Annotated in this window: 21 protein-coding genes; 5 read left to right on the top strand and 16 right to left on the bottom strand. The window is 46.1% G+C overall.

Annotated elements, in window-relative coordinates:
• Positions 1 to 159: 159 nt before the first annotated feature.
• The 12 genes from frr to DDZ15_RS09990 all read right to left on the bottom strand — a co-directional run bounded on the left by frr (position 160) and on the right by DDZ15_RS09990 (position 11,267).
• The gene (gene frr / locus DDZ15_RS09935) at positions 160 to 729 is read right to left on the bottom strand and encodes a ribosome recycling factor (RefSeq protein ID WP_109646946.1); all 570 of its coding nucleotides are present in this window, start codon (positions 727 to 729) and stop codon (positions 160 to 162) included.
• 79 nt (positions 730 to 808) lie between these two features.
• Positions 809 to 1,531 carry a UMP kinase gene (gene pyrH / locus DDZ15_RS09940; protein ID WP_109646947.1) on the bottom strand — a complete coding sequence of 241 codons (723 nt, stop codon included), beginning with the start codon at positions 1,529 to 1,531 and terminating at the stop codon, positions 809 to 811.
• Between the two features lie 75 nt (positions 1,532 to 1,606).
• On the bottom strand, positions 1,607 to 2,437 hold the full coding sequence (gene tsf / locus DDZ15_RS09945) for a translation elongation factor Ts (protein ID WP_109646948.1): 831 nt from the start codon (positions 2,435 to 2,437) through the stop codon (positions 1,607 to 1,609).
• An 18-nt stretch (positions 2,438 to 2,455) separates the two neighbouring features.
• Positions 2,456 to 3,379 carry a 30S ribosomal protein S2 gene (gene rpsB / locus DDZ15_RS09950; RefSeq protein WP_109646949.1) on the bottom strand — a complete coding sequence of 308 codons (924 nt, stop codon included), beginning with the start codon at positions 3,377 to 3,379 and terminating at the stop codon, positions 2,456 to 2,458.
• A 190-nt stretch (positions 3,380 to 3,569) separates the two neighbouring features.
• On the bottom strand, positions 3,570 to 3,956 hold the full coding sequence (rpsI, locus tag DDZ15_RS09955) for a 30S ribosomal protein S9 (RefSeq protein ID WP_109647187.1): 387 nt from the start codon (positions 3,954 to 3,956) through the stop codon (positions 3,570 to 3,572).
• Positions 3,957 to 3,965: 9 nt separating this feature from the next.
• The gene (gene rplM / locus DDZ15_RS09960) at positions 3,966 to 4,409 is read right to left on the bottom strand and encodes a 50S ribosomal protein L13 (protein WP_109646950.1); all 444 of its coding nucleotides are present in this window, start codon (positions 4,407 to 4,409) and stop codon (positions 3,966 to 3,968) included.
• A gap of 169 nt (positions 4,410 to 4,578) precedes the next feature.
• Entirely contained in the window at positions 4,579 to 5,409 is an 831-nt protein-coding gene (locus DDZ15_RS09965) for a dienelactone hydrolase family protein (RefSeq protein ID WP_109646951.1), read from the bottom strand.
• A gap of 99 nt (positions 5,410 to 5,508) precedes the next feature.
• Complete coding sequence (locus DDZ15_RS09970; protein WP_109646952.1) at positions 5,509 to 6,258, bottom strand: hypothetical protein; 750 nt, start codon at positions 6,256 to 6,258, stop codon at positions 5,509 to 5,511.
• Between the two features lie 9 nt (positions 6,259 to 6,267).
• Positions 6,268 to 6,891 (bottom strand): SatD family protein, encoded by a 624-nt coding sequence (locus tag DDZ15_RS09975; protein ID WP_109646953.1) that lies wholly within the window; start codon positions 6,889 to 6,891, stop codon positions 6,268 to 6,270.
• A gap of 419 nt (positions 6,892 to 7,310) precedes the next feature.
• Positions 7,311 to 8,483, bottom strand: a complete 1,173-nt coding sequence (locus DDZ15_RS09980) for a serine hydrolase domain-containing protein (RefSeq protein ID WP_109646954.1) — start codon at positions 8,481 to 8,483, stop codon at positions 7,311 to 7,313.
• 68 nt (positions 8,484 to 8,551) lie between these two features.
• Positions 8,552 to 10,552, bottom strand: coding sequence for a TonB-dependent receptor plug domain-containing protein (locus DDZ15_RS09985; RefSeq protein ID WP_109646955.1), 2,001 nt, complete (start codon positions 10,550 to 10,552; stop codon positions 8,552 to 8,554).
• 331 nt (positions 10,553 to 10,883) lie between these two features.
• Positions 10,884 to 11,267: a response regulator gene (locus DDZ15_RS09990; protein ID WP_109646956.1), complete on the bottom strand. Its 384-nt coding sequence runs from the start codon at positions 11,265 to 11,267 to the stop codon at positions 10,884 to 10,886.
• A gap of 337 nt (positions 11,268 to 11,604) precedes the next feature.
• Here DDZ15_RS09990 and DDZ15_RS09995 point away from each other — a divergent pair, with 337 nt between their 5' ends.
• Positions 11,605 to 12,645: a DUF7973 family transport facilitator gene (locus tag DDZ15_RS09995; RefSeq protein WP_109646957.1), complete on the top strand. Its 1,041-nt coding sequence runs from the start codon at positions 11,605 to 11,607 to the stop codon at positions 12,643 to 12,645.
• 29 nt (positions 12,646 to 12,674) lie between these two features.
• Here DDZ15_RS09995 and DDZ15_RS10000 read toward each other — a convergent pair whose 3' ends face one another.
• From DDZ15_RS10000 to DDZ15_RS10015, 4 genes are read right to left on the bottom strand one after another with little or no spacing between them, the layout of a single operon-like run.
• Positions 12,675 to 13,514 carry a TIGR02757 family protein gene (locus DDZ15_RS10000; protein ID WP_109646958.1) on the bottom strand — a complete coding sequence of 280 codons (840 nt, stop codon included), beginning with the start codon at positions 13,512 to 13,514 and terminating at the stop codon, positions 12,675 to 12,677.
• On the bottom strand, positions 13,511 to 14,608 hold the full coding sequence (gene mutY / locus DDZ15_RS10005; protein ID WP_109646959.1) for an A/G-specific adenine glycosylase: 1,098 nt from the start codon (positions 14,606 to 14,608) through the stop codon (positions 13,511 to 13,513). The genes DDZ15_RS10000 and mutY overlap by 4 nt, the downstream gene beginning before the upstream one ends.
• Position 14,609: 1 nt before the next feature.
• On the bottom strand, positions 14,610 to 16,193 hold the full coding sequence (locus DDZ15_RS10010) for an Ig domain-containing protein (RefSeq protein ID WP_109646960.1): 1,584 nt from the start codon (positions 16,191 to 16,193) through the stop codon (positions 14,610 to 14,612).
• Positions 16,194 to 16,210: 17 nt separating this feature from the next.
• Positions 16,211 to 17,185, bottom strand: a complete 975-nt coding sequence (locus DDZ15_RS10015) for an NAD-dependent epimerase/dehydratase family protein (protein WP_109646961.1) — start codon at positions 17,183 to 17,185, stop codon at positions 16,211 to 16,213.
• A gap of 209 nt (positions 17,186 to 17,394) precedes the next feature.
• Between DDZ15_RS10015 and DDZ15_RS10020 the strand changes: the two genes are divergently transcribed.
• The 4 genes from DDZ15_RS10020 (at position 17,395) to DDZ15_RS10035 (ending at position 22,120) form a co-directional block, all read left to right on the top strand.
• Complete coding sequence (locus DDZ15_RS10020) at positions 17,395 to 18,522, top strand: glycosyltransferase family 4 protein (RefSeq protein ID WP_109646962.1); 1,128 nt, start codon at positions 17,395 to 17,397, stop codon at positions 18,520 to 18,522.
• A gap of 20 nt (positions 18,523 to 18,542) precedes the next feature.
• Positions 18,543 to 19,652, top strand: coding sequence for a glycosyltransferase family 4 protein (locus DDZ15_RS10025; protein WP_242978979.1), 1,110 nt, complete (start codon positions 18,543 to 18,545; stop codon positions 19,650 to 19,652).
• Between the two features lie 84 nt (positions 19,653 to 19,736).
• Positions 19,737 to 20,981 carry an aminotransferase class I/II-fold pyridoxal phosphate-dependent enzyme gene (locus tag DDZ15_RS10030; RefSeq protein ID WP_109646963.1) on the top strand — a complete coding sequence of 415 codons (1,245 nt, stop codon included), beginning with the start codon at positions 19,737 to 19,739 and terminating at the stop codon, positions 20,979 to 20,981.
• Complete coding sequence (locus tag DDZ15_RS10035; protein ID WP_242978981.1) at positions 20,978 to 22,120, top strand: GNAT family N-acetyltransferase; 1,143 nt, start codon at positions 20,978 to 20,980, stop codon at positions 22,118 to 22,120. Before DDZ15_RS10030 ends, DDZ15_RS10035 begins: the two co-directional genes overlap by 4 nt.

The raw sequence follows: 22,120 nt of genomic DNA on the forward strand, positions 1-22,120 counted from the left end.
CAAAAATAACAAAAGGAAATCCGGAAAGGAAGCTTCGAAAAGAGAATAGTTATGCGTTTTCTTCTGAAGCACTCACGGCTGCATTGATGCAGCGTGCGTGACACTCTGCAGAGACAAATCCGTAGAAATGTATCCGTTCACAAATAACGGATAACAACCCTATACCGTCATAATTTCCGATTCCTTTACTTCGAGCATATCATCCACCAGCTTGATATACTTGTCGGTGAGATTCTGAACGGTATCTTCCGCTTCGAAACGACTGTCTTCGGGAAGCGACTCCTCCTGCACGGTTTTCTTGATTTCGTCGTTCGCGTCACGGCGTGAATTACGAATACTGATACGGGCTTTTTCAGCCACTTCCTTGGCATGTTTTACAAGCTCTACACGTCTCTCTTCCGAAAGCATGGGAAGCGGTATTCGGATCAGCGAACCATCGTTGTTCGGATTGAGGCCGAGTCCGGATGCCATAATGGCTTTTTCAATGTCTTCCATAGTTGATTTATCGAACGGCTGCACGACCAAAAGCCGTGCTTCCGGTGCAGAGACGGAAGCAAGCTGGTTCAGCGGAGTCTGCGATCCATAGTAGTTCACTTTAATACCGTCAAGAAGGGTAGGGCTTGCCTTACCGGCTCGGATATGGGAGAATTCTTTCTTGCAGAAAGAAGCAGCTTCTTTCATGTTCTCTTCGGCACTGTCGATAATCAGTTCTAGTTCTTCAGATATCATGTCTCAGTAGATAAATTTCAGAAGATTTGGCTGTTGATATAGGCGTACAGGTAACGGTAGGGAGAAGTTACTAAAATGCTTATTGATCCCAAACTACCGTAGATCCGATCGACTGATTTTCGCAGACTACCTTTTTCAGATTGCCTTTTATATTCATGTTAAAAACAATGATCGGTGTCTTGTTATCTCGACAAAGAGTAAATGCGGTCAGATCCATGACATTCAGCCGTTTGTTTAGTACTTCATCACCGGTAATGGTATCAAATTTCACGGCGTCCTTATTTTTTTCGGGATCCGAATCATAGATTCCATCCACGCGGGTGCCTTTGAGTATTACATCGGCTTCGATTTCTATGGCCCGAAGGGAGGCTGCGGTGTCTGTGGTAAAATAGGGGTTTCCGGTTCCGGCTCCGAACATAACAACCCTGCCTTTCTCCAGGTGGCGGATGGCGCGACGGCGGATATAGGGTTCCGCAATTTCTTCCATTCGGATTGCGCTCATCAGACGTGTGTGCACATTTTTTCTTTCCAGGGCATCCTGCAGAGCCATGCTGTTGATCATTGTGGCCAGCATTCCCATATAATCACCCTGCACGCGGTCCATGCCGGCTGTTGCCCCTTTAACCCCTCTGAATATATTTCCGCCGCCGATTACAACACAAACTTCTATTCCCTCAGCCTGCACGGCTTTAATCTCCTCTGCGTATTGGTCAAGGATGTCTGCGTCAATACCGTGTCCCTGTTCTCCAAGCAGGGCTTCGCCGCTTAGTTTCAATAAAATACGCTGATATTTATTTGCCACGCTGATCTATCAGTTTAATCATTATCGGATACAAAAAAGGCCACCTGATGAAGGTAGCCTTTTTTAAAGAATTATTTAAGCTTCGCCGAGCTGCAATCGGTGAAACGATGTAACCAGCGGAGCGTTGTTTTGCTCCAGGAACTCCTTGACGGTAATTCCATTGTCTTTCACAAATTTTTGCTCAAGCAATACCCGCTCTTCATAGAATCGACGCAATTTGCCCTTAGCGGCTTTTTCTGCAATCTCTTCCGGTTTGCCTTCATTAATGAGCTGCTCTTTGGCAATTTCAAGCTCCTTGTCGATGACCGAAGCATCAACACCGTCCCGGGTCACGGCAAGAGGGTTCATAGCTGCAATCTGCATTGCTACATCTTTGCCAACCTGGTCGTCTGTGAGATTTCCGTCAAACTCCACGATAACGGCAAGCTGATTGCCGGGGTGGATATAATCAATCAGTGTGCCATCGCTGTCGACATACACCACACGATTAATCTCAATTTTTTCACCAATTTTGCCAACCATGCTTTCAAGGTGTTTTTCGATGGTGAGTCCATCTACTTCTTCCTTGAGAAGCTCGTCTACAGAGTTGATTTTTCCTGCAAAAGCAGCATCAAGAAATGCTTTTGCCTGGTCCTGAAAATCTTCGTTCCGGGCAACAAAATCTGTTTCACAGTTTAATTCAACTGCCGATGCGCGCTTGTTGTCGTCGCTCAGTTTTGTGAATATGAGGCCTTCATTGGCATCACGCTCAGCGCGTTTTTCAGAGACCTTCTGGCCTTTTTTGCGAAGGATTTCAATGGCTGCTTCCATATCGCCGTCAGCTTCGGTGAGGGCCTTCTTGCAATCCATCATGCCCGCGCCTGTCGCTTCGCGAAGTTTCATTACATCTTTTGCACTAATACTCATTTTTTTATAAAAAAGGGTTTACGATTGAGGTTTCAGCTCTTCCTGATTATCTGAACTCTCTTCAGAGTCGCCGTCGGAATCAGAATCAGATGTACTGCCTGAATCTGAAGCTTTATCAGATTCGGTGGTTTTACGTCGTCTTTTTCTTCGTTTGGGCTTTGCTGCTGAAGTTTTTTGGCTTTCTTCTTCACCGGCCGATTCTTTTTTGCCGGCAGCAGCTGCTTCTTCCATGAGTTCTTCCTCTTTCATGGCCTCACGTTCTGCATTGCCTTCAATAATGGCGTCTGCGATCAGTGATGTTACCAGCTGTATAGTTCTTGCTGAGTCATCATTGGCCGGAATAATATGATCCGGAATGTCAGGGTCACTGTTGGTGTCGACCATGCCGATGATCGGGATGTTGAGCTTCACCGCTTCATTCATAGCGATGTGCTCCTTAATGGTATCTACAACAAAAATAGCGCCCGGAATGCGGGTCATGTTTGCGATACCGCCAAGTGTTTGCTCCAGTTTTTCCCGTTCACGATCGAGCATAAGACCTTCTTTCTTGGTGAGTTCCTCGAAAGTGCCGTCGGTTTTCATTCGCTCAATCTCTTCCATTCGAGAGATACTTTTACGAACGGTGGAGAAGTTTGTAAGCATTCCACCAAGCCAGCGGTGAGTTACAAAAGGCATTCCACAACGGATGGCTTCGGTACGGATAATTTCCTGAGCCTGTTTCTTGGTACCTACAAATAAAATGGTTTTGCCTGCTCTGGCAAGTTTGGTTACCTGGTCGAGGGCTTCCTGAAGATAGCCCTGAGACTTTTTGAGATCGATAATGTGGATCCCGTTACGCTGCATAAAGATGAATTCCTTCATCTTGGGGTTCCAGCGGCGGGTGAGATGTCCGAAGTGAGCTCCGGATTTGAGTAGTTCTTCTACTGATGCTGCTTTAGGCATAATTTAGATATGTATGTTTGAGTTAATCCTCTACACAGGTCAGTCTCCGAACGCCAACCCCAACCTTGTTATCAGGAAAGAGCACCCGGCGCAGAGTCGCTGTGTATGTGTGATAGAAAAAAAGGTATATGATTCAGAGTGCAAGGCACAGAGTTGCCTGTACCATGTAACATGTGCCTTGAACCGTTGCTTACCGCTTGGAGAACTGGAATTTCTTTCTCGCCTTTGGCTGACCATATTTTTTACGCTCAACCATTCTGTCATCACGGGTTAAAAGTCCTTTCTCTTTTAACGCAGAGTGAACATCTTCATTGAGATCATCCAGTGCGCGGGCAAGAGCAAGTGAAATTGCACCTGCCTGACCGGTTATTCCGCCGCCGCGTACAGTTACCTTAATGTCATAGTTACCGTCAAGACCTGTAACGTCAAGAGGCAGACGCGCAATATTCAGACGCGCTTTTGTCTTGAAATAATCATCGATCGGCTTGCTGTTAACCAGGAAACTTCCTTTGCCTTCATCAATATAGAGGCGGGCAGTCGAGGTTTTTCTTCTTCCGATATAGTTTGCTTTAGCCATGTCGGGCAATTAATTCTCTTTAATTTCAGGTTTTTGTGCGGAATGCGGATGCACAGGTCCGGCGTATACGCGTAAATTTTTCATCAATTGACGTCCGAGCTTGTTTTTTGGAAGCATTCCTTTAACGGCAATGGTAATTAACGAGGTCGGGTCTTTTTCCATCAGATCTTTGGCGGTGGAAAATGTTTCGCTTCCAATGTAGCCGGTATGACGGAAATATTGTTTATTGGTAAACTTTTTACCGGTCAGTTTCACTTTTTCCGCATTGATTACAATAACGTTATCTCCGGTATCGATATGCGGTGTGAATTCCGGTTTGTTCTTTCCGCGTAAAATTGTGGCAACACGTGTGCTGAGCCGGCCAAGAGGCTGATCTTCCGCATCCACGATAACCCACTCCTTATGGGTTGTGGAAGGTGTTGCACTGTAAGTTTTATTGCTGATCGTATTCACGATAAATTTGTTCGTTTTTATGCAAAATTGGAAAGTCGAAAAAGATACAGGGATTTCTCGTGTATTGCAACAGATTTGATGCTGAAAAACCCGTATGCCGGTACTGATTGTAGAAAAAGCCGGCCGATAACGGTTTTCGGCCCAGACTTACCCCAAAGGAATCGAATTATTACGGTGTTTCCCCATTGAATGTCTGATCAAAAAATTCATTCATTTCCTGCCATGACAGAGAATCAACGTCTGCGTTATAAGCCAGCGGCAGACCAAATGCAACCCCAAGTGAATCGGCTGCCGGATTGGTATATGCATGAGTGGCTCCCTCATAATTGACATATCTGAAGTCCGCGTTTACACGTTCAAGAGCACCGGTCAGATTTTCCACATCTTCAGCGCTGATCAGTGGGTCTTCCGCACCGTTCAGGATAAGTATCCGGCTTTGGATCTCATCTTGCGGCATGACCGGAAGCTGAAGACCCGCATGAAACGCCGCTACGGCGTCCAGATCGGCACCCGTATTTGCCATCGCCAGAATCAGGCTTCCGCCAAAACAGTATCCAATAGCTCCCGTTTGTCCGGCATCAACCAGCGGATGATCCTTCAGTGTTTCCAGGGCAGCATTAAACCGGGCCTGAGCGGTATCAAAATTGCCCATGACGCTTCCTGAAAACTCCATTGCCTCCTCAGGGTGCTGAGCAACTTGTCCATCTCCGTACATGTCAACGGCCAGCGCAACATACCCCATCTCCGCAAGTTTTTCTGCACTGTTGCGTGCATGTTCATTATGCCCCCACCATTCATGAACCACCAATATTCCCGGGCGAACATTCTCTGAAGACTCATCGTATGCGATGTAGCCGTTCATTGTAATCTCTCCAGCAGTGTAAACCACCTCCTCGCCTGTAATGGATTGAGCCACCTTGTCAGCGGGTTCAGGTTGTGCGCAGGATATGAGGAGAAAAGTAAATGGGAGGATTAATAGTGCAGGTTTAAACAATTTCATAATGGTGTTGGGTTTGGGTTTTATGAATTCAACAATTTGATTTGCCGCTAATGTTCCATCCCACTACCGATGGAAAAATACGGACAGTTACCGTAAGGGTCAGAAAAATGCCTGCGCCAGGAAAGCAAACATTGTCGCAAAAAGAGCGGAGAGCAATGTGCCGATCAGTATATACTCTGCAAAGGTACGATTGCCAAAATCAGGATACCTTACAATTCCCTTTGCGGCGAGGATAAATCCAACGGCTGCATACTGCTGAAGCAGGATAAAAATGAAGACAAATATTCTTTCCAGGAAACCTATCACTCTTCCTGTCCTGTATTCCTGCTCATTTATAACCTGTCCTTTGTTTCCTACCGGTGAAAGGCCCAGCCTGGTGAGCATAAGCCTTACCATGATATTGGCTTCGTTCAGTATGATTAAAAATCCAAAAAGAACGGCCTGAATCGCAAGCCAGTCGGTATCCTGATGCTCACCCTCTCCGCCGGGCGTAAACATTTCGATCAGGTAGTTTTCAAATCCATAAATCCACGATACAGGATTCAGGTTGTAGAGACGGCTTGTTAAAAGAGCTATGATTGCGGTATGAATAAGCAGCAGAATGAACCTGTTTCTGTTCAGGTTTCTTGCATCCCTTTCAAGCAGACCTGTAAGCCAGGGCGATAATGCCAGATACATGAATAGCAGCAGGAAACCGGTATTAAGCTCAAAAAAAATCAGAACCGGAAAGGGGATAAGGGCCATAATCACACGGCTGCGTACGTCTGTGGTACCCTCATCGCGCAGGGTGAGATACAGCCGCGAAAGCAGGATCATATTCATTACCGAGAAAAACAGAATGTAGTTCATAATCTCTTGTTACTTATTCAGCAAATTCGCGATTCCCGAAGTGAATTCAAGTACGGCTTCCAGGTTACCGGCATGAATATTCTTATAGACTGCCACATCTGATAGATTCAATTCCGCAGCAATCTGCCTGACCTCCATCCCGGAACAAAGGCGCTCCATAATCAGGAATCGGTTTAGTCTCCATGATCTTAAATCGGCAGTCAGCAGTTTAAACGAACTGTTGGCCAGTGAATCATACAGGGTATGTCCCGTTTCAACCCTGAAAAGCTGTTTCTCTTTTTTAAGGACCTCAATACCGTTTCTGGCCCTGTGAAAAGCGGGGCCGTCCATTCCAATTGAGCGTGTTTTATTGACAGGGGTGTCAATACCTCCGGTGCCGATGGCCCAGCGAACCATCACCGGATGAATAGCCGCCGCGACAATCCAGATATGGTGAAAGAGGTCATTGGCATCTTTATAAAGTGCCTGGAATTCGTCGCCAAGGGTTAGTGTATAGGGTGATACAACGCTTTCACTTAAAAGCCTGTCATCCCCAAATATCTCTTCCAGAATCACCTGAGTCTTTCGCCGTGTTTCTCTGTCCAGCTCTTTCGATGATTCAAGATCACCAATGATGGCAATGTATTTATTCATATAAACCTGTTTGGTTTGTTTGTGATGTATTTAACCAAATCAGTTAATAATGTCAATATTTAACCTAAAAGGTTAATAAAATACAAACACCACTTGAAATTACAGCGTGGTATATGAACAATATGCGCCTAGAAAAAATGTTATCAGGCATATTTTATATAACATAGAATAACATTACTCATACAAAAAATAATAATACTTATATGCATCGAATTAAATTTTGAGAAGAAGTGCCTGCATCATAATTTAATAGGAGTTGCCTGAGTTAAAAGCACATCCACAAGGCGCCAACTACTGCTCATCAAGTTTAAGTATGTCAGCTATTTGCCGATGCATGTCTGTCAGTTATACACTGAACAGCTTGTCTCTTATTGAGCCGTGAAAAAAAAGCAGAGCAAACATAAACAAGGCAGTAATACCTATCGGAGTGCACTGTAAATGATGCCCGCAAACTCCTCCAGTACACTGCTGTCAAGCCATCTGGTTACGATAACAAGATCGTTCTCCTCATCTACGAGTATATAGTTTCCCCCAAAACCCGCAGCGTAGTAAACGTGGTCCGGAACGTTTTCCCATTGGGTATCTCCTTTTAGGGTCCACCACATGTATCCATACGAAGGAGTGGGTTCTGATGGAGTTTGAGCCAGCTCAATCCACTCTTCAGAGATCAATTGTTCTCCACGCCAATTGCCTTTCCTGGCAAAAAGCAGCCCGAAACGTGCCTGATCGTATGTATTAATGAACATGCCGCCGCCATGATGGCCGCCGCCGCTCACCGACTGCATTTCGATTCCGTCAATGAGAACCATGGCATTGTCATATCCAAACCATCTCCATGTTGTGCCTGCCCCGATAGGATCCATTATTTCTCTCCTTAGCATCATGGGGAGCGGCTCCCTGACAACGTGTAAAAGGGAATATGCAAGCAGGTTAACGCGCACATCATTGTACTTGAATAATGTACCGGGTTCATTGAGTTCGCGCATGCGCCATGAATCCAGGTCTCCCTGTCTGGAAGGGCGATCGGCCCAGTCATCGATGCCAAATAGAGATCCGTACCAGTCGGACGATTGATTCAGTAGGTGATCCCAGGTAATGCCTGAATTGTGTTCACCGTCAAATGTGCTGTCCCAAACATAGTTTTTTACAGGATGGTCCAGGTCACGTATAAGGCCTCTATCCCATGCCAGGCCGGCTGCGGTCGAGAGGTAGCTCTTGGTTACACTGAAGGTCATATCCACACGATCAAGATCACCCCAGGAGGCTGCAATGTACCCGTCCTTAATAATCATGCCTGCCGGTCCACCGCGTTCTTTAACAGGTCCTGCCAGCCCGTGATAGGGCTCACGACTGAATCCCTGCAAGATGGCAACTCTAAGATCTCGATCCACACTGTTTTCATTACTCTCTGCGAGGGTGACGGCCTCATTTATCAGTGACGCATCCAAACCCAGATCTTCCGCGCTTCTGGTTTCCCATTCCGAACCCGCCGGCGGATAATAAAGATTCTGTGCAGAAAGGGCTTGCGGCCCGCATAATAACAGTACCGTGTAGAGGAATAGAGCGGATATGGCTGATCGATTAGTAAACATAGTAAGAATGTCGTTTTTGAATAAGTATGTTTGACCGAAGTCAATGTAGATAATTTACAGAACAGACATTAACGAAAATCAAATCGCACCCCAAACATTGCCCATCTTCCCGGCATTGGAGGGCCCAATATTTCCTGATAGCGCCTGTCGGTCAGATTCAGAATTTTTGAGTAAACCGAGAAGGCTCCGCTTAGCTGATAGTCAAGATTCAGATGGGTAAGAAAAACTTCACCCGGTACCTCAGCCGCAATGGGTTCGGCTGTTTCGGGAGATCTTACCCTGAATGAGGATTGTGACACAATTGAAAGATTGTTCAAACGAAGGCCCAGGTTCAGGGAGAACTGATGGGAGGGATGGTTTGCTATATATTTTGAAACATTTCCGGTGTCGGCGGATGTGCGAAGGTATGTGTAGGATATATCGGCCGATCCCATGGAGTTCCGGCTCATGCGTTTTTCATGCGCCAATAAGATTTCAACCCCGGATGTCTGAGCGCTTGATATGTTCCGGGTATAAAAATACATCTCACCGGGCTGCAGATTGTCAGCGTTGCCTATTTCCGACGAGTTTGTGAGTACATAGTCTATCAAGTCGTCTGAGGTTCTGTAGAACCCCGTTACTGAAACTCTTGTGTTTCCGGAAGCTCTCCAGTCGGCGCCTGCATCCACGGTTATCGAGCGCTCAGGGAGGAGGTCAGGATTTCCAATATTTCTGCCGGGGGTAAGGTTGGGGATTTGGGAAGAAATATATCTTTCAGTGAAATCACCGACACGAATCGCTTTTCCCGCAGAGGTCCTTAAAGTCAGATTATTCAGGGTGTAAGATGCGCTCAGCTGCGGAAGCAGGTCACGGTTTCCGCGGTTGTCGAACTGAAGGCGTGCGCTTGCGGTAATGTTTGTTCTGGAAATTGGGTTTAATTGTGTGATCAGATATATGCCTCCTAAGAGCTCATCATGATTACCGCGATCTGTGCTATTTATGGTTCTGTTCGAAAACTGAGCTCCGGCCATGATTCGCTGCAGGCCAAGCAGAGAATGTGAGGGATCACTCATAATTTGGTGAGAAAAATTTGCAAAAGTACGTCCGGTGGTGTGCTCATTCGGCTCAATTCCGATACGCGAATTGAAATCAAAAATATCGTCAACCATGCGGTACGACAGGTTGAACTCGCTCCGGTTTTTACCCGTGTCGCGTGTGATGGAAGAGAGAACCCATCGGCTTGTTATCTCTTCCACAGATTCGTCAAAGGCGCTTCTTGTGTAAAAATACCGCGCACTGAAATCCCTGTAATCCAGCCCTCCGCGCACATAGAGCGACCAGTTTCTGGCAGGCCTGTAGGAGAAGGATACGGATGAATTTCGTAGCGTAAAGAAGTTGCGGTAAAATTCCCGGTCCGAGACGCCCTCTTCAAATCCAGGATTGGGCAGCTTTTCGCCATCCGATTCCACAGATCGAAGGGAAGCACTCATTCTCCATCGGGTGCCCTGAAGCTCAAGGGCGCCATCTGCCAGGTAGAGACTGTTCTGACCTCCCGAAACTTCGGCCGTTGCATAATTCACAAGCCTGCTGCCCCGGGTCACTTCACGCTCCATGTAGGTTTTTGTCTTGATGTGAATCACTCCGCCAACAGCATCAGCGCCGTAGGATGCGCTGGATGGGCCTCTGACAATTTCTATTTGACCTATTTCGGAAAGCGAAACAGGAATATTGGTATTGAAATGTGCGGTCAGAGGATCGTTAAGGGGTGCGTTATCGAGCATAAACAGCACCTGTGAAAAGGTGGAGCCGCGTATCCCTACATCAGACTGTATTCCAAAACCCTGACGTGAATTCAGATTCAGGCCCGGCAGCGAGCGAATAAGCTCGTCTACTGATGTAACGGGCAGCTGCCGTATATCGGCCTGAGTTAAAACTGATACGTGCTTCCCGCTTTCCGACACCGTTGAGGAAATCCTGGATGCAGTAACCTGTATAGAATCAAGTTCAACTGTAGTCTGTGCAAAAAGTTCAAATGGGACGGTAAGGATTAGTGCCAGCAGCATTGGAATGCAGAGTTCTACTCTTTTCATCGGGAGACGCAGGTAATATGGGTTAAAAATGAAATTTTTATGGAATTGATTTTGACCCGTACAAGGTAGCAGGCACAGCTGTGCGGGTCAATGAGGAATCCCATCAGTGAGATGCCATAGCCACAAGAAAACATTACTTACTTGTGATGAGCAGGGTGTTCCTCAGTTATAAATACATGCAGCACCAAAGAAGAGATGGAACAAGAGAAGAAATTATCCTACTCGGCAGACTGGATTGAAAATGTAATAACTAGGGCTGAATACTGCAGCGGTTTATAGTTCAACACCGCAGCCGGTAAGTCAGAAAAATCGTTCAGTAAGAAAAAGCCTGTTAGTCCGTCATGCTGTCGGCGTTAACGGCCTTTAAAAATGTCTGCTGAAGGTTTCTTTTATTGATAGGCTTGGAAAGAATATCTATATGAAAGGTCTTGATAGCCCGCTGATAGTTGTAGCGGTCTGTATTTCCTGTAATGTAAATCACCGGAATCTGGGAAACCTCCTGAATTTGTTGTGTTGCACTGATACCGTCAATATCATCGTGAAGGGAAATATCCATGGTGATGATATCCGGTTTCATATCAAGTGCCATATCAATAGCTTCACGTCCTGTTCTGGCTTTTCCGATAACTTCGTAACCGAATTCGGTTATCATACTTTCAAGAACCATCGACTGAATCATTTCATCTTCTACAATGAGAACTCGTGCTGTATTCATGAGAGCCACCAATGGGGTTTATCGGCCTCCGCGCAGAAAAAAGAGAATTGCAGGAAGCAGGTCTGAGAACCGTTATTTTGTTAGATTAAGAGCAAATTGGTATCAGCAGGAAAAATAGTGCTGATATGGTAGTAATTAGTACAAACAGGGTAATTAGAGATATTTCGCTCCTAAGTTGGCAGGTTTTTTAGATTTTATCAAATTTTTAGAATAATCCAATCTTTTAACTAACATTTATTATCTCTGTAAGAAGTTGCTATTTATAGATTAAATGCACTTTTATGGTGCAATAAATATTCGATTTCTAATATAATAATTCAGAAAATAATGGGGTTTAATGGCAGAATTCAGTGAATTTTGGTGGATTGGTATGATGCTTGCAGCCTTTGCAGGCGGTGCATTCGGCGCAGCCATAGGGGCTTTACCGGCATTCATATTTACAGGGTTTATGGTGATTCTGGGCGAAGGTCTGCGCGTTCTTAGCGGAGATTTGTCCGGTTTTGCGGGGTATGATCCTGAATTGCTTAGCTCAGCAACCATAACATCACAGATAGCATTCGGCCCGGTTTTTGGTCCGCATATTAGCTTTGCAGCCGGTGCTGCGGCATCGGCGTATGCCGCTAAAAGGGGATATATGAAAACCGGTTTTCCCTACCATGAGTCCAAAAATATCGGTTACGCCCTCGGCCCCAAACCGGACGTACTGTTTGTAGGCGGGCTGTTTGGCATTCTGGGATTCGGGATCACTACACTCTCTTCCACGTTCTCACTGCCGTGGGATCCGATTGCAGTAGCAGTTGTACTCTCCGCTTTTGCACATCGTCTATTTCTGGGGTACCCATTGATCGGAAGTGCACCGAAAGGGTTTCTCAACATGAAACCGTTTGAAGAACTTGAAAAGAGGGAGGGCAACTCTGAAAGGCTTCTGATAGAACCCTGGCTGGGACACCAGTATAAATGGGGTGATGTATCCATGCTCGGATTAGTCGTTGGCATACTGGCCGCATTTATCACGTATCAAACCGGAAGTGCATTTTTGCCGTTTGGAATCAGTGCGGCATCACTCTTCTTTCTGAATCTCGGTGTGCAGAAATTTCCGGTTACACACCACATTTCACTGGTAGGAAGTACCGCTGTGCTGGCAGTTTCAGGCGGTTCCTTTGAAGAGTATTCCCTTGCATTGGTTCTCATAATTGGTGCACTGTTCGGGATTATCTCCGCTTTATTGGGTGAGCTTACCCAGCGGATATTCTATTCGCATGGCGATACTCATCTTGATCCTCCCGCTTTCGCTATTGTACTTAGCACTTTTTTGATTGTGCTTTTGTACTGGTCGGGTTTGATTTCAGATACATCCTGGATCCCGGTTCCTTTTTGAGGAAACTTCAGATACAGTCCAGTCCTGGGTCAGGTTCGATTCAATATAAATCGTTTGGGAAGCCTGTAATCCAGTGCGCCTATTCCAAACAGGGCATAATCGTACCTTGCCGGATCAAGCGGATCCAGTTGAATCAGAGTTTGAGTGAGTTCGTTAACAGATTTCCAGTCATTTGTTCTTCTCGACAAAAGTCCATAACGACGAGCTTGCCTGGCAACATGTACATCAAACGGGATCATGAGTTCAGAGGGTTTAATAAATGACCATATTCCCGGATCCACCGGACTCCCATCCCTGATTGTCCAGCGCAGGTACATATACAGACGTTTACAGGGGCTTCCCTTTTCCGGGTTGGAGACATGTTTCACTGTTCGGCCGGCAAGATCACTGCTTCTCCGGAAAAACTCCTCATGAAATACAGCCAGGAAGTGTCTGCCCTGATTTTCACCGATCCTGTAGCACCGGTTCCAGAATGCTTCAAAATCTCTGAATTCAGTGTATATCTGCTGCAATGCAAGAAGCAGCCCATGAATGTCGATCGGTTTGAAAGTGCGGTGCCTGAAATTGTTGAACCGGCTGAATTCGGCCTGGTTGTAGTTGCTCACAAATTCGTACGGAGAATAATCCATGCGTTTCAGCAATTCGTCCGCTTTGGCAATCACGATATCCCGCCGGCCCCAGGCCATGGTGGCAGCCAGAAACCCCGCAATCTCCATGTCTTTTTTGTCCGTATACATATGCATGAACCGAACCGGATCATCCTTGATGTAGCTATGTCTTTCAACCCTGTTATTGATGTCGTCTAAATAGGGTTTTAACTCTCGCAATTTTGCCAGGGAACGTGTTCTGAGCTTTGGAAGAGTGTTCATTTTATCAGAAAACGTTTCAAATCCTCAGGCTGCATGTTTTGCAGGCCTTCAACCAGTATTTTATTGGCTTTTGGAAATGGGTGCTGCTCTAGTTCGTCCAGGCTCACCCATTTTAGTTTTTCACTTGATTTGGGTTGGGGGTTGCCGGAGATGATGGTGCACCAGTAAGCATGCAGTGTAATTTTGAAGTGAGAGTAGGCATGTTTGAGCTGCATGTATTTTTCAGACACACGAACCTCAACGCCAAGCTCTTCACGCAGCTCTCTGATTACGGTCTCTTCCAGAGATTCACCGGTATCATTTTTTCCGCCGGGAAATTCCCATAGTCCTCCGAGCATCGCATCTTCAGGACGCAGCGCAATCAGTAGTTTTCCTGATTGATTGACGATCAATCCAACTCCAATTTTGTGATGCGGGATTTTTTTTGCTTTCGACTTGTAGGGAATTACGTCTGTTCGTGATGTTTGGTTTGCAATACATCCCGCCGAAACAGGGCATGAACTGCACTGTGGATTTTTTGGCGTACAAACGGTAGCGCCCAGCTCCATAACGGCCTGATTAAAATCACCCGGTTCATTATTCGGAATGAGCTCTTCAGCATGTTCGCGAACCCGGTTCCTTACCGAAGCTGAACGTATATCCTCCTCTATCCCAAAGTATCGGGTTATCACACGAATCACATTGCCGTCTACCACTGCATAGGGTTTGTTGAAAGCAATGCTCAAAATGGCGGCTGCACTGTACGGGCCAATGCCCTTAAGTGCCGAAATTTTCTCATAGGTGTCCGGCAGGCGTCCGTCATACTTATCTGCAACGGTCCTGGCTGCATCGTGCAGATTGCGGCCGCGGCTGTAGTATCCTAACCCTTCCCAAAGTTTTAATACCTGCTGCCGATCGGCATTTGCAAGATGATGTACTGTTGGGAATGCCGCCAGGAACCTGTGCCAGTACGGGATTACCGTATCGACCCGTGTTTGCTGGAGCATAATTTCAGAAACCCAGATCCGATAGGGATCGTCGGTTTTTCGCCAGGGCAGATCACGTTTTTCACGCCGGTACCAGGTGAGTAAATTTTCCGCAAATCTGTCAGACACGCTACCGGCCGTTCTCTAAATCGGATTCATCTTCAGAGATTTCCAATACCTGAATCTCCACATCCTGGGAGGCAGCTGCACCGTACTGGTCGGTTGCAACAATTTCGAATCGGTGCGTACCCACCTGTCGAATGCTGGGGTTCCAGGTGAACTGGCCGGTTCGCTCGTCGAGTCGCGCTCCATCCGGCAGATCCACGGCGAGGTAACGGATCAAATCCTTGTTCATACCATCAGGATCAACGGCCTTGATTTCGAGCTGAAAGGCCTCATTTATTGGAATTGTAATAGGTCTGAGCGGAGTAAAACGGGGCGGTGAATTGAATGGCCGCAATTCTACCATGAAAGATACGGAGTGATTCTCTCCTTCGGGGGTGGTTGCAAAGATTTCTATTCTGTGCCGCCCTGTTTGAGTTGCTGTAGGCTGCCAGTAAAATGTATTTCCCCGGATACGTGCATTGGTAAATGGTGCTTCATAACTGAATGATACATCCGTTTCAACACTGTTTTCAAGAGTAAGGGGAAGAAGCAGCGGTTTTGGAAAGGGAAGTATGATATCCTCGATATCCGCAATTTTGAGTGGACCGTTGTCCCGCAGAACGGTTGAATCATCATCGCTGATCTGCATTGTGACAGGAGCAATATTGTCAAAATTGGAAACCCAGAGTTCATTCTCAGTCACGGTAAAGTGATTTCCGGCCTGCTCGTTCAACCGCCATGCTGATATACGGGAATTCTGATCATAATCACCGAGCCAGAGCACATGACCGGAAGTCTGAAAAACGATCGTATCGTTCCAGGAAGATAGTTTTTTGATTGAGGTGCCCGCATCAGCGATCACGTTTGTGCGTCCATCCGAATTAATCAGGAATACACGGCCTTCAGAGTCGGAGCCAACCAGCTCATTCTCTGTCAGGAAAAGTTTTTCAGCTGCACGGTCGAGTCGTACACGTTCATCGTGAACTGCTGTTGGAGGATTTTCAGAATCAGTTCGGTCCCTGCTCACCCTGTAGATATCGATTCTGTTCCCGCCGCTCAAAACGTATAGAATTTGTTCATTATCTGATACCAGGCTCTGAACCGGCTGCCCGCGAAAGCGATCCTGATCCAGAATCATAATTTCGGAATCGACGCTTTCAGGATTTGACAGATCCAGCGTTCCGAGACCGTTTTCGCCCAGCGCAAGGTAGAGTTTATTGCCGATGCGGCTTACGGAGTTGGGAGCGGACGGGAGGAGAGTGGAGGAGTAAACGCCCAGTACCGATGTTGGTTCCACTACCGTCAGCCTCCTTCCGTTGCCGTAAAGGTAGGCGAAACGGATGTCGCTTTGAAGGGTATTTCCTCTCTGCTGCATGCCCGTCGAAGAGTAGAGCCACTGCAGCGAATCGCTGTGTGCCCTGAATACAACCAATCCTTCGGTCTCCGATAGCGCGTAGAGATGCGTTTCAGAACTTTCGATGGCGGTAATGTCGGGTATTTCGAGCTGCCGGGCCGGGTTTAAGCTCCACTGTGCAAAAGCAGAATCAACCGTTATAAGACAAATGGGAAAGAGGACAAGAAAAGTAAGCGTACGATATAGTTTTTGCATAGGTAAAAGAGTCATTTTTATAGCCATCCATGCTTTCGGTACCATGTCAGTGTTCTTGAAATTCCCTCACTGAGTGAGTACTCCGGCTTGAAATCAAGTTCCCTTGCCGCTTTCTCATATGAACAGGTCCATTCAAGAATCATTTCATTGGCTTTTTCCCGGTTTAATACCGGATAGGAACCAAATAAAGAGCCGGTTGTTTCAACAGCACCCGCAATTTTTTTTACCCAGGCCGGATTCAGCTTAACAGGAATATTTTTTTTACCGAGTACAGTGGATACAATGTCGCGGATCTTGTTCCAGTTTGCAATCTCGGGACCGCTGATGAAGTAAGTGTGGATTCCGGGCTCGCTCTGATTCGCAGCTTTTAATAGTGCCTGTATCACATCCTGAACATACATGATGGAGAGTTCCGGATGGTTTCCGGAGCCTACAATAGGCGCAATCCCGTACTTCATCATTTTAAATAAAGTGAAAATCTGGTCTTCCCGGGGTCCGTAAACTGCCGGCGGGCGAAGTATGGTTACCGACATATTCTCGGGCGCCAAACGATGTACCAGCTGCTCCATTCGTTTTTTTGATTCACCGTATCGGCTCACCGGATTCAGCAAACTATTCTCTGTGAGCGGTGTTCCGCTGCTGGGCCCGGCAGCTGCCAGCGATGACAGAATCACAAGTTTGCGGACACCTTTTTTTTCTGCAATTCGCAACAGATTTTCGGTGGCTTCAACGTTGGCATAATCGAATTCTTTCTGAGATGGAGCTTTTACAACGGCTGCGAGATGAAAAATGACATCTTCTTTATCGATCACCCTGTTGAGTACATGGAGCGAATGAAGATCGCCGCTAACTTTCTTGTAGGTTTTTCCTTCAAGCCACTTTTCACGCGATCGAACCAGACATTTTACAATATCGTAGTCAGGATGTTCAATAAGTGCATCTGCAAGATGACTGCCAATAAATCCGGTACCGCCGGTAACAAATGCGTTCATTAAATTTGTATATTCAACCTGTTAAAAAAATTCAGGTAATCTGCAGTCTGATTTACGATGCTGCAAATAAAAATATTGTACTGTCTGCAACCTTATGCTCATTTGCAGCGTGTATACGGATGGCATATAAATTCGATTCGTACTGTGCCCAAAGCATGAGGAGACACTCCGACAGAAGATACAAAGATGGCGCTTGCATTTAAAACAGCATGACTGAAATTCGTGTAGCACTATTTACCGGGAACTACCATCATGTACGCGACGGCGTATCTCTTACACTCAACAGATTGGTGGCCTACCTGATGGAAAATGGCGTGAAAGTACTGGTTTTAGGCCCAACTATTGAAAATCCCGCCCTGAAACATAACGGTACCCTTGTTCCGGTTCCCTCTATTCGGCTTCCGGGCAGGCCTGAATACAGGATCACCACATCGTTTCCGGCTGAAGCGCAAAAGGAGCTGGAGCAGTTCAGCCCCACTCTGGTGCACATTGCCACACCCGACCTGCTGGGTTTTAAAGCACTGAAATGGGCTGAAAAGAACGAGGTGCCCGTTGTATCATCATACCACACCCATTTTACAAGCTATCTGAAATACTACAAATTATCTCTTATTGAACCATTTCTGTGGAAGTACCTGAAATGGTTTTATGCGCGATGCAGGCACCTCTATGTGCCCACTCCTTCAATGGCTGAATGGCTGAAGGAAAAGGGCGTTGAATGCGAACTTAAAATATGGGCAAGGGGGATTGAAAGCTCAGAGTTCAGCCCCCAGAATAGAGACCTCTCGTGGAGAAGATCGAACGGATTTGAGGATGATGATCTTGTCATCACCTTTGTATCGAGGCTTGTTTGGGAGAAAAACCTAAGATTGTTTGCAGATGTAGTAAAACGGCTGATGGAGAAATATGACAATGTGAAAGCATTGATTGTTGGAGACGGTCCTGCAGCTGATGAATTAAAGAAGATGTTCCCCGAAGCGGTATATGCAGGATTTCTGAAGGGGGAGAATCTCTCCAAAGCGTATGCGGGAAGCGATATATTCTTTTTCCCATCCGACACAGAGACATTTGGCAATGTTACCCTTGAGGCCATGGCAAGCGGCCTGCCCTGCGTTGTGGCCAATGCTGCCGGCAGTAAATCGCTGGTGCAAAACAGCGTAAATGGTTATCTGCTTCCGGTTGAGGAACCGGAAGCATTTTATACAGCCCTGGAAAAATTAATATTGGATGATCAGCTGAGAGAGGAAATGGGGGAAAAATCGGTTGATATGGCACAAAATTACTCCTGGGAATCGATTAACGGTAAACTGCTTGAATACTACAGGCAGGTTGTCTGAAAAAAGGATCGTAACAAGATTTGAAAATTCTCTATATATCACATCTTCATCCACCTGCCGGAAAGCCGCTGAAAAATCTGGGCGGAATGCAGAATGTCAGTATGCAGCTGGTAAAAACGATGGAAAAAAGAGATGACGTGGAGCTGTTTACCATTATTCATCAGGCATCCTGGAGAATGATTGGTCTGAAAACATTTCTTTTTCTGTTTACGCTTCTGTGGAAAATACCCGCTGCCATAAAAAAGCATAATCCGGACGTGATTCTGTTCTCATCGATGGTAACCGCTGCAATTCTTCCCTTCCTGTTGAAAAAACCATCTGTACCCTGTGCTACGATCAATCATGGCCAGGACGTAACTCTTCCGGTTAAAATCTATCAATGGTATTTACCCATTGTTTTCAGGCACCTTGACGGTGTAATATCTGTTTCGGAAGCTACCCGGAGGGCATGTATCAGTCGTGGCATGAAGCCAGAGAAAGGAGGGGTGCTTCCAAACGGCATTCATACGGACGTTCTGGCAGAGTTGCCATCAAAAGAAGATGCAAGAAAGCGCATCGAAAAAGAGTTCAATATAAATCTGAGCGGTCGTTATATTCTATTATCGGTGGGTCGCCAGGTAAAAAGAAAAGGTCATGCGTGGTTTATTGACAATGTTTTGCCAAATCTTGAATCAAATGTGATATTCTTGATTATTGGAGACGGCCCGGAACATGAAAAGATTTGGCAGGCGAGGGAGAGAGCTGCGGGGAAACAAAATATACTGATTGCAGGTAAACAACCTGATGCGGTACTGAATGCAGCTTACGCCGCTGCAGATCTTTTTATTATGCCCAACATCCCGGTTGAGGGAGACATGGAGGGTTTTGGAATTGTATTGCTGGAGGCAAACCGTGCAGGTGTTCCGGCTGTTGCGGCCGATTTGGAGGGAATCAAAGATGTAATTGTTCAGGGAGTGAATGGTTACAGGGTCCCGAGCGGAAACGCCGAAGAGTTTGCTGAACGAATAGATGAAACCCTAAAAAATGAATTGAAAGAGCTGTCTTTAAAAGCCAGAGAATTTGTGATAAATACATTCAGCTGGAATTCGGTTGTCGATAAATATGTAACATTTCTGAAAAGACTGAATTAATCGCTTAACTCTGGCGTTTCGATAATTTGATAGAAACGTAATACTAGGTATATTTACCTGTTTAACAAAACGCAACACTCCGACATGGCCGACACTACAGCCAAAACTACATATTCGAAGGTTTTTCAAAAAGCGTACGATTTTACAAAGGCTGATGAAATCAAGGAGATGGGTCTTTACCCGTATTTTAAACCTCTTCAGGCCACCGACGGAACAATTGTTAAAATTGAGGGCCGTGATGTTATCATGGCAGGATCCAATAACTATCTGGGCCTTACCAATGATCCGCGCACCATTAAAGCGGCTCAGGACGTAATTAAGTTTTACGGTACCGGCTGCACAGGATCAAGATACCTAAACGGCACGCTGGATCTTCACCTCGAGCTCGAGGAGAAGCTTGCTGTATTCATGAACAAAGAAGCCTGCGTACTGTTCAGTACGGGCTACCAGACCAATGAAGGGTCTATTCAGACAATTGCCGACAGAAACGACATTATTTTTTCCGATAAGGACAATCACGCTTGTATTGTTGTGGGAACGCAGGTGTCGAATGCCAAAACTGTTCGATACCGTCACAACGATATGGACCACCTCAGAAATCTGCTCGCAAAAGCGGATCCGGATGCAGGAAAGATTATCGTAAGTGACGGAGTGTTCTCGATGTCGGGTACGCTTGCAAAAATTCCGGAAATGGTTCAGATTAAAAATGAGTTCGGAGCAGGCCTTTATCTTGACGATGCGCATGCAGTAGGGGTGATAGGTGAAGGTGGACGAGGTTCTGCCTCTGTATTCGGCCTGATGGATGATGTGGATCTGATCAGCGGCACATTCTCGAAGTCATTTGCTTCACTCGGCGGATTTCTGGTAGGAGACAGAACCGTTATCGAATACATCCGTCATAAGTCACCCGCCCATATCTTTAGTGCGAGCATGCCGCCTGCGAATGTTGCAACTGTCCTTAAATCTCTTGAAATACTGCAAGAAGAGCCATGGAGGCTTCAGCGGCTGGAAGAGATATCTACCTACATGAGAACAAATTTGAAAGAGCTCGGATTTAATGTATGGTCGAGCCAAACCCCCATTATACCTGTTGTAATCGGTGAGATGATGAAGTGTTTCCAGTTCTGGAAAGACCTGTTCGAAGAAGGGGTGTATGTAAATGCAGTGGTGCCACCTGCTGTTCCGAGAGGACAGGCCCTGGTGCGCACAAGTTATATGGCAACCCATACAGATGAACACCTCGACAGGATTCTCGATGCATTCCGCACCGTGGGAATAAAACATGGAATTATTGATAAAAACGGAAAATCGCTGATAGATGTAGAGTGAAGCCAGTGGACCAGGCCCCTGTAACCAACAGCATCACCATCGTTACAACGGATGCGGAGAAAAAAGAATTTATCCGTTTTCCATACCATCATTACCAGGACGAACCCTTTTGGGTCCCCCCTCTGCTGATGGAGCAGAAAAAGCTCCTTAGCACCAAAAAAAATCCCTTCTTCAATAACGCAGAGATGGCTCTGTTTTTGGCAGAGCACAATGGAGAGCCTGCAGGCAGAATTGCAGCGATTATTGATCACAGATATAATGAATATCACAATGAGAAGACCGGCTTTTTTGGGTTCTTCGATGTGATAGATAATCAGGGAACTGCTGACCTCCTTTTCAGAATTGCAGAAGAATGGCTTCGCGAAAGGGGTATGAATGAGGTTATGGGACCTGCCAATCCCGGCATGATGGATGAAATCGGAATACTTGTGGAGGGTTTTGAAAAGTACCCTACCATACTTATGCCCTATCATAAGCGCTATTATGATAAAATACTGCAACAAGGAGGTTATGAGAAGGCGATGGACCTTTTTACCTATCTTGTAACGCAGGATTCGGTTGACCGCGAGCGAGCTAACCGTGCTGTTGAAATTGTAAAAAGAAGGCTTCCTGATATACGAATCCGCCCAATCAATCTAAAAAAGATTGGTGAGGAGATTAAAATTATCAGAAGCATATTTAATGCTGCCTGGAAAGATAACTGGGGCTTTATTCCGCTATCGGAAGAGGAATTTAATTCGCTTGCAGCTCACCTGAAAACCATTGTGGACCCCAATTTTGCCCATGTAGCTGAAATCAACGGGGAAGCAGTGGGGTTTTCCGTGGCGCTTCCTGACTACAATCAGATTCTGAGAGATATGGACGGAAAATTGTTTCCGTTTGGATTTCTGAAAATACTGTTGCGGAAAAAAAAGATCGATAAGATACGCACAGCACTGATGGGTGTGAAGCCGGAACATCAGGGGAAAGGAATTGATGTGCTTCTGCACCGCGAAGCTATTGAGAACGGCCTCAAACAAGGCATGTACTCTTCGGAAGTAGGCTGGATTCTGGAAAACAACGTGCAGATGATAAGGGTGGCAGAACGTATAGGCGGCGAGCTGGACAAGGTTTACCGCATGTACCGGAAAAAACTTTGA

The organism is Rhodohalobacter mucosus (genome assembly GCF_003150675.1).
In the GTDB taxonomy this organism is placed as follows: Bacteria; Bacteroidota; Rhodothermia; order Balneolales; family Balneolaceae; genus Rhodohalobacter; species Rhodohalobacter mucosus.

Bases quoted from the DNA above. Each gene is read 5' to 3' on its own strand.
- frr (WP_109646946.1), bottom strand. From the start codon at position 729: ATGATATCTGAAGAACTAGAACTGATTATCGACAGTGCCGAAGAGAAC.
- tsf (WP_109646948.1), bottom strand. From the start codon at position 2,437: ATGAGTATTAGTGCAAAAGATGTAATGAAACTTCGCGAAGCGACAGGC.
- rpsB (WP_109646949.1), bottom strand. From the start codon at position 3,379: ATGCCTAAAGCAGCATCAGTAGAAGAACTACTCAAATCCGGAGCTCAC.
- rpsI (WP_109647187.1), bottom strand. From the start codon at position 3,956: ATGGCTAAAGCAAACTATATCGGAAGAAGAAAAACCTCGACTGCCCGC.
- DDZ15_RS09965 (WP_109646951.1), bottom strand. From the start codon at position 5,409: ATGAAATTGTTTAAACCTGCACTATTAATCCTCCCATTTACTTTTCTC.
- DDZ15_RS09970 (WP_109646952.1), bottom strand. From the start codon at position 6,258: ATGAACTACATTCTGTTTTTCTCGGTAATGAATATGATCCTGCTTTCG.
- DDZ15_RS09975 (WP_109646953.1), bottom strand. From the start codon at position 6,891: ATGAATAAATACATTGCCATCATTGGTGATCTTGAATCATCGAAAGAG.
- DDZ15_RS09980 (WP_109646954.1), bottom strand. From the start codon at position 8,483: ATGTTTACTAATCGATCAGCCATATCCGCTCTATTCCTCTACACGGTA.
- DDZ15_RS09985 (WP_109646955.1), bottom strand. From the start codon at position 10,552: ATGAAAAGAGTAGAACTCTGCATTCCAATGCTGCTGGCACTAATCCTT.
- DDZ15_RS09990 (WP_109646956.1), bottom strand. From the start codon at position 11,267: ATGAATACAGCACGAGTTCTCATTGTAGAAGATGAAATGATTCAGTCG.
- DDZ15_RS09995 (WP_109646957.1), top strand. From the start codon at position 11,605: ATGGCAGAATTCAGTGAATTTTGGTGGATTGGTATGATGCTTGCAGCC.
- DDZ15_RS10000 (WP_109646958.1), bottom strand. From the start codon at position 13,514: ATGAACACTCTTCCAAAGCTCAGAACACGTTCCCTGGCAAAATTGCGA.
- DDZ15_RS10010 (WP_109646960.1), bottom strand. From the start codon at position 16,193: ATGCAAAAACTATATCGTACGCTTACTTTTCTTGTCCTCTTTCCCATT.
- DDZ15_RS10015 (WP_109646961.1), bottom strand. From the start codon at position 17,185: ATGAACGCATTTGTTACCGGCGGTACCGGATTTATTGGCAGTCATCTT.
- DDZ15_RS10020 (WP_109646962.1), top strand. From the start codon at position 17,395: ATGACTGAAATTCGTGTAGCACTATTTACCGGGAACTACCATCATGTA.
- DDZ15_RS10030 (WP_109646963.1), top strand. From the start codon at position 19,737: ATGGCCGACACTACAGCCAAAACTACATATTCGAAGGTTTTTCAAAAA.